This window comes from Pseudoalteromonas sp. OF7H-1 (assembly GCF_022347825.1).
In the GTDB taxonomy this organism is placed as follows: Bacteria; Pseudomonadota; Gammaproteobacteria; order Enterobacterales; family Alteromonadaceae; genus Pseudoalteromonas; species Pseudoalteromonas maricaloris.
Genome location: NZ_JAKRFX010000002.1, coordinates 174,283 through 189,754 on the forward strand (window position 1 = coordinate 174,283; position 15,472 = coordinate 189,754).

The following is a 15,472-nucleotide window of genomic DNA, read 5'->3' on the forward strand; positions in this document are numbered from 1 at the left end:
AATTGCCAAAACTTCATGTCTGATTTGCATTGAAATACACGTTAATGTTTCTACAATTGGGTTAAGCATAGCGATAAAATGGTGCTTTAAGAATTGCTAAGGAGTAGCAAATGCAGTCCATTTTCTTGGTAGCTATGTGAGTTAGGATTTACCGCCACAACCTAGTGTAGCGGTTGATATTGCTGTCCATGTTAAGGAGAAACAAGATGCAGCAGAGTATTTTTTATCTAGTCACTATTTTGGCCTTTGCGGCTATGTTGTCGGCCTTTCATCTCTTTCCTGAAGCGGTAATTTTTAATGTTTTTAGCAGTTTGTTTGCCGCATTACTTGGCTACCGAGCTTATACCCGTTGGGCTTTATTATTGTGTTGTATTAACGTGTTGGCCATGACGTTTTGTCCTTTGCTTGATTCAGGTGGCTGGTTAAGCCTCAAGGGAGCGGTCGTTTTTGTATGCTGTGTGATGTTTTTTGCAATAGCGCTTGGTTGCAATAAAGCGGTGACACAAAATAAAAGGTTTTATTATTAGTCGCCTACCTTGCCATGTTAAACTCGACTCAGGCGATGTGTTATCGCTTGAGTACTCGAGACAATAGGTGACAGGAAACCCGCATGCGAATATTAGCCGATCAAAATATGCCCTTAGTTGAGTCATTCTTCTGCGAAATTGGTGAGGTAACACGATTTGATGGCCGTAACCTTCAACCTGACGAGCTGAAAAACGTCGATATTCTATTGACTCGCTCAGTCACTAAGGTCAATGAGGCCCTGTTAGCACAAGCCGATAGACTGAAGTTTGTGGGGACTGCGACAATAGGGATTGATCATATTGATAGCTCATTGTTGGCCAGCGCCAATATCTCGTTCAGCAGCGCACCAGGCTGTAATGCGATAGCTGTTGCCGAATACGTGATAAGCGCTCTACTTGCATACGCACAAGAAACCTCCACGGCACTTAAAGATAAAACGATTGCCATCATTGGTGTTGGTAATATTGGCGCGTGTTTAGCATCAAAGCTTAAAGGGCTTGGTCTTACGATATTATTGTGTGACCCAGTCAGGCAGCAAGCAGGGACATTGGATTCACATGTAGCTTTAGATGAAGCCTTGGCTCGCGCGGATATCGTGACATTTCACGTTCCATTAGTTAAGCAGGGCCCGCATAAAACGGTTCATTTACTTGATGCATCGCGGATAGCGGCATTAAAGCCGGGCACGGTGATAATCAATGCAAGCCGTGGAGATGTTATCGATAATCAAGCACTTTTGCATGCGGTAGAGGGTGGGCAAACGCTTGAGCTGATCTTAGACGTTTGGGAAAATGAGCCGAATATTTTGCAGCCATTATTGCAATATACTCGCTTTGCATCTGTGCATATTGCCGGCCATACGCTAGAGGGTAAGGCGCGAGGCACGCAAATGTTATACGAAGCCGTATGCCGAGAATTCGATATACCAGCCAGCAAAACGATTAGTGATTTTCTCCCTAAACCAAGTGTCACTGGCTGTCAGTTGCAAAGCACTGCCAATGAGCAAGATATTGTCAATTTAGCGCATCTTGTTTATGACATTCGTCGTGATGATGGCATCATGAGAAAACAGCTAAACACATTGGGCTTTGATACCTTGCGTAAAGCATATCCCGTGCGTCGAGAATTTAGTACAATTGCAGTCAATAATGACTCACCAATCAGTGAAAAGCTTTACCAACTTGGCTTTTCTGAGCACAAGAGTTAAGTGCTATGGTTGGTATATTACAGAATGAGGAAAAATAATGTCGCAAAAATATAATGTTGCGGTACTTGGCGCAACAGGTCTTGTTGGCAAGCAAATTATCGAATTACTAGCGGAACGAAAATTTCCTGTAGACACATTGTACCCACTCGCGAGTAGCCGAAGCGCGGGTGAAGAGATTGATTTTATGGGTGAAAAAATCGAAGTTCTGGATGTTGAAGAGTTTGATTTTTCTAATGCCCATATCGGTTTGTTTTCAGCGGGTGGTTCCGTGTCGGAGAAATATGCACCAATCGCCGCTGAAGCTGGCTGCATTGTGATAGATAACACCTCACATTTTAGATACGACTTTGATATTCCATTAGTCGTTCCTGAGGTGAATAAAGACAGCCTTGCAGATTTTAGAAATCGTAACATCATTGCTAACCCAAACTGCTCTACAATCCAAATGCTAGTGGCGCTTAAACCAATTTATGATGCCTATGGCATTGACAGAATTAATGTTTCAACATACCAAGCGGTATCTGGCGCAGGTAAAGAAGCGGTAGACGAGTTGGCTAAGCAAACTGCAAACTTAATGAATGCAAGACCGATGGAAAACGAAGTGTTTAGCAAACAAATCGCTTTTAACGTCATTCCTCAAATTGATGCGTTCCAAGAAAATGGTTACACCAAAGAAGAAATGAAGATGGTGTGGGAAACGCAAAAAATCTTGGGCGATTCGAGTGTTTTGGTTAACCCGACTGCGGTTCGAGTTCCCGTGTTTTTCGGTCATGCTGAAGCCATTCATCTTGAAACGCGCATGCCTTATGATCTTGAACATGTTAAGCAGTTACTTGCTGATGCGCCGGGTGTTGAGCTAATTGAAGACGAAAACGATTACCCAACACCGGTAAGTGATGCAAGTGGTAACGATACCGTTTATGTAGGCCGTGTAAGGCAAGATATTTCACATCCATTGGGCTTAAACTTATGGGTGGTATCAGACAACACCAGAAAAGGTGCAGCAACAAATAGCATTCAAATTGCAGAAGCCCTTATAGAAAGCTATCTATAAGCACCCTTTGATATCGCAAAGTAAGCAAAATTTTGCTTACTATTCTGCGTTATAACGGCAAACTTCTGCCAAGAAGTTTGCCGTTAGGTCAAATACTTGACTATTCTTCACCTATATCAACTATTCCAGAATCAGTAAAAAGCATTATAACCATGTTAACTTTCAATACGTTGCAATGGATATTCCAACATATCTGGTTTATAGTTTGCATTTGGAATAGAGCTTGCTTCAAAGCCATAATAATAAAATGTCGTTTAACGGGTGTTAAACATTTGAGTAAAGGATCGGCATGCGCGGTTTAGCCTTATTTAGTATCTTTGTATTCGCACTGATTGCCACACCAGTATATACCCAAGAGGGGGTAGTGCTAAAAGGCCCTAAAGGGGTTGATTATGGGGCTCAAGGTCGGTCAATAGGGCCTATCAGACCCACGGATACATTGTGGCGTATAGCACAAAAAGTGCGACCAGATGACTCGGTCACCATTTATCAGGTGATGAAGGCGCTTTACGATAAAAATCCTAATTCATTTCTAGATAAAAACCTCAACCATATGCAGGATGGGGCGTATTTACGTATTCCTACCATCAATGAAATTCGCAGTGTAAACCCTGAGTTGGCAAAGCAGAAGTCAGATCAAGATGACAAACTTTGGGAAATGAAGCGTAAGGGATTATTGAATCCAAATGCAATAAACGAAGCTGAAAAAAAGGTTACACAAGCTCGTAAAGTCGATGTAGAAGAAGCTAAAGAAGACCTAACTAATCAACTGCGTTCTTTAAAGATGGAACAGGACATGCGCCTGATGGACTTACAAAAAGAGTTCAAATCCTCGGTGCGTAATGTTGAAGAAATCCTATCCGAAAACAATAAATTAAAACAGCAGCTCGGCGCTATTTCTACTGAACTTCAAACGGTTCGTACCCAACTTGGTAAAGACAGCGAAATCCAGCAACAGCTTAAGGCTGTTATTGACTTACAAAATGAAATGATTGACCAGCAGGCAGCTCAGGCAAAAGCGCAAGAAAGTAGCGAGTTAAGCACATTCTTTAGCTCACCAGCTGGCATTGCATTACTTGCCACATTACCAGCGCTACTGGCAATTGCTGGATTAGTAATGTACCTACGCCGAAGAAACCAATCTCAAACGTCGACAGATGACGACGATTTTCTTCCGCAAACACCATCGGTGGCTGCAGGCACTGCGGCGGCGGGAGCTGCAACCGCTGCGACTGCATTTGACCCTGAGCCAGACCCACTTGATATCGGAATGGGCGACGATGAAGACGCACTGGGCGCAAGCGTACAGTTAGATGACGATATCTTACCTGAAGACGATGAGATTACCTTTGACTCACTTGATGACGACTTCGATGAAGGAAGTGATACGTTAGACCAAGATGAATTGGATAGCTTACTAAACGAAGATATTTCGTTTGATGATGATCATGACGAAGACTTTATGCAACAGAGCTTTGACGAGGCTGGTGATGAAGTTTCGCTTGATCTTGATGATGGCCAAGATATTTTAAGTGACAGCGATCTTGATGATTTGTTCAATGAGTCTCAAGATGAAGAAATTGATGTTAGCGATGATGCCCTTGCCGCTCTGAGCGAGGAACTCGCAGATGAGCAAGCGGATGCTGGTGCAAACGATGATGATATCGATTCAATTCTTGATGGTGCGCTAGATGAAGAGCCCGAATTTAGCGGTAATTTTGATAGTGAGAGCTTAGTCGATGCTGATGATATCGATGCGCTACTTGATGCCTCTCAAGATGCTGACGATGATGCATTGCCTGATTTTGAGGAACCAAGCACTGAGCTTGCGGGTGATGATATTGATGCCCTGTTAAATGAAGTGCAAGACGATGCGTTAGCTGAAATTGACGAAGAGTCAGATACGCTCGACGGTGATGATATCGATGCTTTATTGGATGAAGCGCAGGAAGATACGTTGCCGGAATTAGAAGAAGAGTCAGATGCTCTCGCTGGTGACGACATCGATGCTTTATTGGATGAAGCACAGGAAGATACGTTGCCGGAATTAGAAGAAGAGTCCGACGATCTAGCTGGTGACGATATTGATGCTTTATTGGATGAAGCGCAGGAAGATACGTTGCCGGAATTAGAAGAAGAGTCTGATGAGCTCGCTGGTGACGATATCGATGCTTTATTGGATGAAGCGCAGGAAGATACGTTGCCGGAATTAGAAGAAGAGTCTGATGAGCTCGCTGGTGATGATATCGATGCTTTATTGGATGAAGCGCAAGAAGATACATTGCCGGAATTAGAAGAAGAGCCTAGTGATCTTGCTGGTGACGTTACTGATGCTTTATTGGATGAATCGCAAGAAGATACGTTGCCGGAATTAGAAGAAGAGCCTAGTGATCTAGCTGGTGACGATATCGATGCTTTATTGGATGAAGCGCAAGAAGATACGTTGCCGGAATTAGAAGAAGAGTCCGATGATTTAGCTGGTGATGATATCGATGCTCTATTAGATGAAGCGCAAGAAGATACGTTGCCGGAATTAGAAGAAGAGTCCGACGATCTAGCTGGTGATGATATCGATGCTTTATTAGATGAAGCACAGGAAGATACAGTACCTGAGCTGGAAGAAGAATCTGATGAACTGACCAATGACGATCTCGATGCATTAGTTGACGAAACACCAGAAGATGTTTTGCCAGAGCTGGAAGAAGAATCTGATGAACTGGCCGAGGACGAACTCGATGTATTAGTTGACGAAACACCAGAAGATGTTTTGCCAGAGCTGGAAGAAGAATCTGATGAACTGGCCGAGGACGAACTCGATGCATTAGTTGACGAAACGCCAGAAGATATTTTGCCAGAGCTGGAAGAAGAATCTGATGAACTGGCAAATGACGAACTCGATACATTAGTTGACGAAACACCAGAAGATGTTTTGCCAGAGCTGGAAGAAGAATCTGATGAACTGGCAAATAACGAACTCGATACATTAGTTGACGAAACACCAGAAGATGTTTTGCCAGAGCTGGAAGAAGAATCTGATGAACTGACCGATGACGGTCTCGATACATTAGTTGACGAAACATCAGAAGATGTTTTGCCAGAGCTGGAAGAAGAATCTGATGAACTGGCCGATGACGATCTCGATGCATTAGTTGATGAAACACCAGAAGATGATTTTCCGGAGCTGGAAGAAGAATCTGATGAACTGGCAAATAAGGAACTCGATACATTAGTTGACGAAACATCAGAAGATGTTTTGCCAGAGCTGGAAGAAGAATCTGATGAACTGGCCGATGACGATCTCGATGCATTACTAGACGAAACACCAGAAGATGTTTTGCCAGAGCTGGAAGAAGAATCTGATGAACTGGTAAATAACGAACTAGATACATTAGTTGACGAAACATCAGAAGATGTTTTGCCAGAGCTGGAAGAAGAATCTGACAAGTCTGAACTGGAGTCTAAACAGCCTTTAGCTGAGTCTGAGCAAACGGAGTCAGGACACTTGTCGGGTATGTTGGATGAAGAGGATGCTATTCCGGAATCATCTGAAGAACCGGTGGAAGATACATTACAGTCCGATCTAGCCAATGAAGCAGATTTTAGTGATGAAAATGTTCAAGCTGACGAAGACAGCGAATTTGAAGATCCTGATTTAAAAAGTGTTGATGAGCTATTACAGGAGCTTCAAGCCGAAGAACAGTTTGAGTTGGATGCTGAACTTGAAGACGACTTCTCGGATGAAGAAGTTGAAATTGAGCTGGGAGATGATCCACTTAATGACGAAGTGGATTTACTGGCAGAAGAAGAGTTTCTTGACGAAGAAGATCTGCAACCAAGCGCAGAGCTAGAGAGTTACCCTGAGCTGGAGCTCGGCGAAGAACTTGAAACTACTGACTCGCAAAGCGAAACCGAAAAGGCATTATCAGAAGCATTATCCAATGACGCTCAATTTGATATAGAGGACGGGCTTGATGACGATCCTCTCGACGATGAAATCTCTGGCTTTGATGAAGATGATTTGCCTGAATTTAGTGCAGATTTCGACGAAGAGACTTTGCTTGAAGACGAACCAGAAGCACCACTCGACGAAGCTGAAAGTGATGCGCTTGAGTCTGAACCTGAACTGGAAATCGAAGATGAGCTGCCAGAGTTAACTGCAGATTTCGATGAAGAAACTTTGCTTGAAGACGAACCTGAAGCACCGCTCGACGAAGCTGAAAGTGATGCGCTTGAGTCTGAACCTGAGCTTGAAATCGAAGACGAGCTGCCAGAGTTAAACGCAGATTTCGATGAAGAGACTTTGCTTGAAGACGAGCCTGAAGTATCAATCGAAGCAGCGGAAGGTGATACGCTTGAGTCTGAACCTGAACTGGAAATCGAAGACGAGCTGCCAGAGCTAAACGCAGATTTCGATGAAGAGACTTTGCTTGAAGATGAACCTGAAGCGCCAGTCGAAGCCGCAGAAAGCGACACGCTTGAGTCTGAACCTGAGCTTGAAATCGAAGACGAGCTGCCAGAGTTAAACGCAGATTTCGATGAAGAGACTTTGCTTGCTGATGAGCCTGAAGCACCAGTCGAAGCAGCAGAAAGCGATATGCTTGAGTCTGAACCTGAACTGGAGATCGAAGACGAGCTGCCAGAATTAAACGCAGATTTCGATGAAGAGACTTTGCTTGAAGGTGAACCTGAAGCGCCAGTCGAAGCCGCAGAAAGCGACACGCTTGAGTCTGAACCTGAGCTTGAAATCGAAGACGAGCTGCCAGAATTAACTGCAGATTTCGATGAAGAAACTTTGCTTGAAGACGAACCTGAAGCACCGCTCGACGAAGCTGAAAGTGATGCGCTTGAGTCTGAACCTGAGCTTGAAATCGAAGACGAGCTGCCAGAGTTAACAGCAGATTTTGATGAAGAGACTTTGCTTGAAGACGAACCTGAAGCGCCGCTCGACGAAGCTGAAAGTAATACGCTTGAGTCTGAACCTGAGCTTGAAATCGAAGACGAGCTGCCAGAATTAAATGCAGATTTTGATGAAGAGGCTTTGCTTGCTGATGAGCCTGAAGCACCAGTCGAAGCAGCAGAAAGTGATACGCTTGAGTCTGAACCTGAACTGGAAATCGAAGACGAGCTGCCAGAGCTAAACGCTGATTTCGATGAAGAGACTTTGCTTGAAGACGAGCCTGAGCTTGAAATTGAAGAGGCTCTGCCAGAATTAAACGATGAAGATGACTTGGAAACTCTACTTTCTGAGCCACAAACTGAATCTGAATTACCAGAGGTCAATGAAGCCGAGATTGAAAAAGAATTTATGGCTGACTTTACCCAAGCAGACTTCGATGCTCTACTTAGCGAACTGGACGATCCCAGTGACTTTGACGCCGGAAATGCAGAAGATTTTGAAGTCGATTTCGATAGCTTGCTACAAGACGAATTGGTCGCAGGGGAAGCCCAAGCGCTACCTACGGACACCGAAGGTTCAGAAGACTACTTAGAAATTGAAGACCTACTTGAACAAAGCGACGATCTTGATAGCGATGTTGAACCTTACGTTGGCGCAAATATGGACGTTGGGCTTGGCGATTTTGAAGAGCTATTAGCGGGTGAAAATACCACGGATGTTGATTTAGAGGATGAAGGATTCGCCGCTAAATTAGATCTAGCAAAAGCTTACATTGAAATTCAAGATTATGACTCGGCTATATCAACGCTCAACGATGTTATTGAGAACGGCCCAGATTCGGTGCAAGCTGAGGCTAAGTCGCTTAAATCAAGTCTTACAGAGTCTTAATACTCACATCAACGATACCGGCCGAACAAAGTAATTGCCTTGTTTGGCCGGTATCATCATCTACTTCTTAGCTTAAGCGCTTTAATTCACATCGCCAATCGCATAAAATGACGTTTTTGTTATGGGTTGCGATAGAAAAAGTATGCGAGTAGCGTTAGGCATTGAATATAATGGTGCAAATTATAGTGGTTGGCAGAGGCAAAATCATGTCAGCAGTGTCCAAGAAGAAATAGAAAAAGCGCTATCGAATATCTGTAATCATCCCGTTGAGATAACTTGTGCAGGGCGCACTGATGCGGGGGTTCATGCAACGGGTCAACTCGTGCATTTTGACACGGATTCTGCTCGCGATATGAGCGCTTTTACATTAGGAATGAACTCTCAGCTTCCCGACGACATTGCGGTACGATTTGCTAAAGAAGTCGACCCTGAGTTTCATGCTCGTTTTTCTGCGACAGCTCGTCGATACCGCTACGTTATTTATAATCACACCTACAGACCGGGCATTTTACGCAGTGGCGTAACGCATTTTCACCACGAGCTTGATGTTGAAAGAATGAAAGCTGCATGCCCTGTGATGATAGGGGAGCAAGATTTCACTTCTTTCAGGGCGGTGCATTGTCAGTCTAATACACCCTTTCGTAATATCCATCACTTAGAGGTGAAACGCATTGGCAAATATATTGTCATCGATATTAAAGCAAACGCGTTTTTGCATCATATGGTGCGCAATATTACAGGTTGTTTACTTGATATTGGTGTTGGCAAGCAAGAGCCTGAGTGGATGGCGGAACTGCTTGTTGCCAAAGACCGCACCTTAGCAAGTGCTACGGCAAAACCTAACGGATTGTATTTAGTTGATGTGGACTACCCTGAACAATGGCAAATAGAAAAGATGCCGCTTGGGCCTTTATTCTTGCCTGAGGAATTAGTGTAACGGTCATATTTATGTAGTACCTTATACTCTTAAGACCAGTTTTTTATATCACCTATAGCTAAATCATGATTTAATTGGGAAAAGATGTCTGTCTTTGCTGACGGAACAGAATAAAGCACGATAGAGAGTTGCAAATGAGTTGGTTAGAAAAGATCTTACCTAAAACCACTAAATCTTCTGGTAAAAAAGAGATCCCAGAAGGGGTTTGGGCAAAGTGTACAGATTGTGATTCAATCCTATACAAAGCGGAATTAGAAAAGTCCTTAAACGTATGTCCTAAGTGTGATCATCACATGCGTATTACGGCACGTAAACGTCTTGAAAGTTTCTTAGATGATGCAGATCGTCAAGAGCTTGGCACAGAGCATGAGCCACAAGACGTACTAAAGTTTAAAGACTCTAAAAAGTACTCGGATCGTATCGTTCAAGCGCAAAAAGCAAGCGGTGAGAAAGACGCTTTAGTTGCAATGAAAGGTCGCGTAAAGGGTATTCCTGTTGCTGCTGTTGCTTTTGAATTCTCCTTTATGGGTGGTTCAATGGCGTCAGTTGTTGGTGCGAGATTTGTTGATGCAGTTAACGTTTGTTTAGAACATAACATGCCGTTAATTTGTTTCTCTGCATCTGGTGGTGCACGTATGCAAGAGGCACTTATGTCATTGATGCAAATGGCGAAAACAAGTGCTGCATTGGCAAAAATGAGTGACAAAGGCTTGCCATTTATCTCTGTATTGACCGATCCAACAATGGGTGGTGTTTCTGCATCATTGGCGATGCTTGGTGATATCAATGTGGCAGAGCCAAAAGCACTTATCGGTTTTGCGGGTCCACGTGTTATCGAACAAACTGTACGTGAAACTCTACCTGATGGTTTCCAGCGCAGTGAGTTCTTATTAGAACACGGTGCGATTGACATGATCGTCGACCGTCGTGAAATGCGCGATACGTTAGCACGTATTTTGGCGAAGTTTATGGACTTGCCTTCCACTGAACAAGAGCATAGAGTAGCGTAAATTTTTCAAATTGAGCTACTCAACTTATGACGGTTAAACAGCCTAGCCAATCATCAAGCCTTGATGATTGGCTTTGTTATTTAGAAGCAATTCATCCAGCCACCATTGAAATGGGACTTGAGCGTGTAGCACAAGTTGCCGAGCAAGCCGGATTACTTGAGCCTTTCAGTAAAATAATTCTAATTGGCGGTACCAATGGTAAAGGCACAACGGCTAGGTGCTTGGAGTCGTTGTTGCTCGCACAAGGGTTGTCGGTTGGCACCTACGCTTCACCACATTTAGTACGCTACAACGAACGCGTCCGCGTGAATGGGGTTGAGCTCGAAGATCAGTACCATATCGATGCATTTAAATTCCTCGACGACATCCGCAAAGACACTCAGCTAACTTATTTTGAGTTTGGTACGCTTGGTGCGCTCAGTATTTTCAAGCGCTGTAAGGTTGATTATATTTTGCTTGAAGTTGGTTTAGGCGGGCGGTTTGATGCGACAAATATAGTCTCGCCATTTGCCTCTGTTATCACGACTGTCGACTTAGATCATAAAGAGTATCTGGGTGATACTAGAGAACTGGTAGGCTATGACAAAGCTGGCATTTTCCGCAGTGGTAAGCCTGCAATCGTTGGTGATTTAAATATTCCACATACGGTTACGGACTATGGCGACGAAATTGCCGCAGATATGGTGTTATCAAAGCGCGATTTTTATTTTACCCCGCTAGATTCTCAGTTTAGATGGCAATATCTTGATTTTGATTGGCACTTCGACAAACCAGCCATTCCAGCACAAAATGCTGCGACAGCGTTAACGGTATTAGCTAAACTTGAGTTGCTACCTAGCTATGATGCCGTGAAGACTTGTTTGGCAAATTTGCAAGTAGAGGGTCGCTTTCAGCAACTCAATGCCACGCCGTTAGTGTATACAGATGTTGCTCATAATCCAGAGTCTGCAAGATATTTGGCAACTAAGTTACAAGAACTCAAGCAAAAAGGGTTTAAAATTCATGCCTTAGTCGCTATGCTTGCGGATAAAGACAAAGCCAGTGTGCTGAAAGAAGTCACCCAATATGTAGATAGCTGGTGCTTAGCTTCGCTTTCTGGACCTCGTGGAGAGCGTGCGGAAAACCTTAAGCCATTGCTTGACTCAAGTTGCAATGTCACCTTATTCGATAGCGTTACAGCAGCACTTGATACTCAGCTCGATACACTTGCGAGCGAGCAGGTACTAGTGATATTTGGTTCGTTCTTTACCGTTGCTGAGGCAATGGAGTACTGGCGAAAATAGTTATAGATGATTTAATGTAAAGTAGAGAGTAAAGTTGTGAACTCAGTATTTATAAATCGCCTTGTTGGAACAAGTATCGTCGTCGTAGCTGCGGTGATCTTTATTCCAAATATCCTTGATGGTGAAAAGGTCCACTACAAGGAAGGGTTTCAAGCGATCCCTGAAAGACCTGAGTTCAAAACAATTGATCTGCAAGAAAAAGTGGATGCGCAAGCCAAGCTTGCGCCTGAGTTGCCCTCTGAGCCGCTGGAAGATATTGACGCCGATGATGCTAAGCTAGAAGGCACAGAAGAGACAACGCTAGCCAATACGCAGCAATCAGATACGTCACCTACACACGTTGAGGCGAAACCCGTCGCAACGACCGACAAAGTTGAGGTGGCGAAATTAACGCGTCCTGAGACTGCTAACTTTTCAAAAATGGCCTATGTCATTCAGCTTGGTAGCTTTTCGCATAAGTCGAACGTCGATGCACTGACGAAGAAGCTTGCAGATAATGGCTTTAAAACTTTTACTAAACCCGTTAAAACGCCCAATGGTACACTGACAAAAGTGTTTGTCGGACCAGCTTTAAATAAAGCTGAACTTGAAGCTAAGTTACCAGAATTAAAGAAATTAACTAAGTTAAATGGTCGTTTGACACAATTTGAAGTGACAAAATGATCTGGCATTTAGATGCCAAACCTTTTAGAATGCGCCCCACATTAACGACTTATTGGTTACTATGATCTGGGTTGATTACGCCATTCTTGGTATTGTTGGTTTATCGACTATCTTTGGCTTGCTTCGAGGCTTTGTCAAAGAAGCGATGTCACTTGTCGTATGGATCGGCGCTTTTTTCATCTCTAGTATTTTTTACCAATATCTCGCAACCTTCCTAACATTCATTTCAGAACCCCTTTTAAGAAATGCAGCCGCAATTGCCATACTCTTTTTTGCGACCTTGATGTTAGGTGGGCTTGTTAATTATGTCTTGAGTGAACTGGTTCAAAGAACTGGGCTCTCAGGCACCGATAGGATCTTTGGGATTGTATTCGGTGGACTTCGAGGTGTGTTGGTCGTTAGCGCCTTACTCTTTTTCCTTGATGCGTTTACCAGTGCACCAGACACGCAGTGGTGGAAAACATCAAACTTAATTCCTGAATTTGGCTTTGTGATAGAGTGGTTTTTCTCCTATCTTGAACATAACTCGAGCTTTTTAGATTCAGTAAACCGTTAATCGGCGAGGAAATTTTTAATGTGTGGTATCGTTGGGATAGTCGGAACGTCTCCTGTTAATCAGGCGATTTATGACGGCTTAACTGTTTTGCAACACCGCGGCCAAGATGCGGCTGGCATTATTACCATTGACAACAATACGTTTAGCTTACGAAAAGCAAACGGTCTAGTGAAAGACGTATTTCATACAAGACACATGAAACGCCTACAGGGCAACATTGGTCTTGGTCATGTACGTTATCCTACTGCTGGTTCTTCAAGCTCAGCAGAAGCTCAACCTTTCTACGTAAACTCTCCATTTGGTATTGCCCTTGCGCACAACGGCAACTTAACCAATGCAGAAAAATTAAAAGAGCGTTTGTTTACTCAAGCGCGTCGCCACGTTAATACTACGTCTGATTCAGAGATCTTGCTGAATATCTTAGCTCACGAGCTTGGCAAAACAGACAAGATGAAATTAGACGCGGAAGATATGTTTACGGCAGTAACTGAGGTTGTGTCTATTGTTTCTGGTGGTTACGCGAGTATAGCGATGATCATCGGCCATGGTATTTTGGCATTTAGAGACCCTCACGGTATTCGTCCGCTTGTTTTCGGTAAGAAAGAAACTGAGCGTGGCATGGAATACATGTTCGCTTCAGAGAGTGTTGCATTGGCAACGGATGGCTTTGAGTTTGTGCGAGATGTTGCACCAGGTGAAGCTATTTACGTAACCGAAAAAGGTGAGTTTTTCTCTCAGATCTGCGCTGCTAAAACGACGCTTGCACCTTGTATCTTCGAGTTTGTATATTTTGCTCGTCCAGATTCAAACATTGATAAAATGTCTGTTTATGCGACTCGCGTGAATATGGGTACCAAGCTCGGTGAGAAAATCGCAACTGAGTGGGGCGATAAAGATATCGACGTGGTTATCCCAATCCCTGAAACATCATGTGATATCGCACTTGAAATTGCTTCCGTGCTAGGACTTCCTTATCGTCAAGGGTTTGTTAAGAACCGCTACATTGGCCGTACATTTATCATGCCGGGCCAAGAGCTGCGTAAGAAGTCTGTACGTCGTAAACTTAACGCAATTGACAGAGAGTTTGCTGGTAAGAACGTGCTACTTGTCGATGATTCTATTGTGCGGGGCACTACATCAGCGCAAATCGTTGAGATGGCGCGTGAAGCGGGTGCGAAGAACGTGTACTTTGCATCAGCAGCACCAGAGGTAAGATTCCCGAACGTATATGGCATCGATATGCCTTCTGCATCAGAGCTAATCGCTCATGGTCGTGAAGTGGAAGATATCAATGCGAGTATTGGCTCGGACGGTTTGATCTACCAATCCCTAAGCGACTTGATTGCAGCCGTTGGTCAAGAAAACCCAGAGATCGCTCGCTTTGAGACTTCGGTATTTGATGGTCAATACATCACAGGTGATGTTGATCAAAACTACCTCAATCACATTGATGAACTGCGCAATGATTCGGCAAAGTCTAATCGTGAAGCTGCGATGTCTGCAAGCCTTGAGCTACATAATCAAGAAGCGGAAAGCGCCGAAAGCGATTAAACTATTTGATGATGTGCATAAGCATTAAGATAAAAAACCCAAGTTTAACTTGGGTTTTTTATTTAATTTTAACCCGGGCAACAGCCTAAAATTGATAGACTAGGCCAACATAAGCGAGGTCACTGGTGTCTCTGTCTAGCAAAGGACTATTGGCAATTACATCATCGAGCTTAGTTCGTGTTATCCCACCAACCAAACTGAGTTGTGTTTTTAACTGATAATGTGCGGTAAACCCTGCCGAATAATTCACGGCGTCATCAGCAGTTAAATAGCCCACTCGACCACGGCTTATATCGATGTTTTTCCCGCTCACCCCGTAAATATAATTGACGTAATCTGATTGCTGCCACTCTACGTTACCTACTGCCGAGATTTTAAATCCTCGGCCATCGTTGTACAGTGGGATTGATACCGAAAAAGTAGCCGTGGTTGAATCTGAATTATCGGAAATATCACTGTGACCAGCGAGCGTAAACCACAGATAGGTGACGCCATAGTTAACGGTAACATCGCCATCCGGTGCGTCATATCCTTCAAAAACCTCGTCCTCAGATTTCGCATCTCTGAACACGCCGTCATAGCCGTCTTGACGATAGCCCAATCCGGAGTAGACAGATAAATCTTCGGTAATAGGAAAGCGATAGCCAATTAAGCTGTCTTTGTTGATAAACCAGTTTCCTTTTTGGATATCGATAATAGGAATTGAGATCAGCTCACTTTCAATGCCTTTCCACGGCAAATCTGCAGCGGCAGCTCCTCCTCCTAAACGAACTTGCCATTCGTCAGATGACGTTTCAATGGCGTGGCTACAAGAAGCAAAAGCGAGAGTGAAGATGGCAGCAGACGTAAGTGCTGACTTGATGAGATACATACAGAATTCCTTTCGTAAGTTAAAGGT

General features: G+C 43.8%; 11 protein-coding genes. 10 read left to right on the plus strand and 1 reads right to left on the minus strand.

Translation table 11 applies throughout. The features are described from left to right. Positions 1–206 precede the first annotated feature (206 nt). The 10 genes from MHN30_RS02895 (at position 207) to purF (ending at position 14,574) form a co-directional block, all read left to right on the plus strand. Positions 207–527 carry a DUF6419 family natural product biosynthesis protein gene (locus MHN30_RS02895; protein WP_130164519.1) on the plus strand — a complete coding sequence of 107 codons (321 nt, stop codon included), beginning with the start codon at positions 207–209 and terminating at the stop codon, positions 525–527. A gap of 83 nt (positions 528–610) precedes the next feature. Continuing rightward, positions 611–1,735, plus strand: a complete 1,125-nt coding sequence (locus MHN30_RS02900; protein ID WP_239358068.1) for a 4-phosphoerythronate dehydrogenase — start codon at positions 611–613, stop codon at positions 1,733–1,735. A 37-nt stretch (positions 1,736–1,772) separates the two neighbouring features. Then, on the plus strand, positions 1,773–2,789 hold the full coding sequence (locus MHN30_RS02905; RefSeq protein ID WP_039496085.1) for an aspartate-semialdehyde dehydrogenase: 1,017 nt from the start codon (positions 1,773–1,775) through the stop codon (positions 2,787–2,789). Positions 2,790–3,078: 289 nt separating this feature from the next. After that, the gene (locus MHN30_RS02910) at positions 3,079–8,574 is read left to right on the plus strand and encodes a FimV/HubP family polar landmark protein (protein WP_239358079.1); all 5,496 of its coding nucleotides are present in this window, start codon (positions 3,079–3,081) and stop codon (positions 8,572–8,574) included. 142 nt (positions 8,575–8,716) lie between these two features. Beyond that, positions 8,717–9,511 (plus strand): tRNA pseudouridine(38-40) synthase TruA, encoded by a 795-nt coding sequence (gene truA / locus MHN30_RS02915; RefSeq protein ID WP_017218112.1) that lies wholly within the window; start codon positions 8,717–8,719, stop codon positions 9,509–9,511. Positions 9,512–9,645: 134 nt separating this feature from the next. Beyond that, positions 9,646–10,521 carry an acetyl-CoA carboxylase, carboxyltransferase subunit beta gene (gene accD, locus MHN30_RS02920; RefSeq protein WP_017218111.1) on the plus strand — a complete coding sequence of 292 codons (876 nt, stop codon included), beginning with the start codon at positions 9,646–9,648 and terminating at the stop codon, positions 10,519–10,521. A 26-nt stretch (positions 10,522–10,547) separates the two neighbouring features. Then, entirely contained in the window at positions 10,548–11,804 is a 1,257-nt protein-coding gene (folC, locus tag MHN30_RS02925) for a bifunctional tetrahydrofolate synthase/dihydrofolate synthase (RefSeq protein WP_239358087.1), read from the plus strand. 36 nt (positions 11,805–11,840) lie between these two features. After that, the gene (locus MHN30_RS02930) at positions 11,841–12,467 is read left to right on the plus strand and encodes an SPOR domain-containing protein (protein WP_039492635.1); all 627 of its coding nucleotides are present in this window, start codon (positions 11,841–11,843) and stop codon (positions 12,465–12,467) included. Between the two features lie 61 nt (positions 12,468–12,528). Then, positions 12,529–13,023, plus strand: coding sequence for a CvpA family protein (locus MHN30_RS02935; RefSeq protein ID WP_010369359.1), 495 nt, complete (start codon positions 12,529–12,531; stop codon positions 13,021–13,023). A gap of 18 nt (positions 13,024–13,041) precedes the next feature. Continuing rightward, positions 13,042–14,574 carry an amidophosphoribosyltransferase gene (gene purF, locus MHN30_RS02940; RefSeq protein WP_010369357.1) on the plus strand — a complete coding sequence of 511 codons (1,533 nt, stop codon included), beginning with the start codon at positions 13,042–13,044 and terminating at the stop codon, positions 14,572–14,574. 85 nt (positions 14,575–14,659) lie between these two features. Here purF and MHN30_RS02945 read toward each other — a convergent pair whose 3' ends face one another. Beyond that, positions 14,660–15,445 carry a MipA/OmpV family protein gene (locus MHN30_RS02945; protein ID WP_130126609.1) on the minus strand — a complete coding sequence of 262 codons (786 nt, stop codon included), beginning with the start codon at positions 15,443–15,445 and terminating at the stop codon, positions 14,660–14,662. Positions 15,446–15,472: the final 27 nt, after the last annotated feature.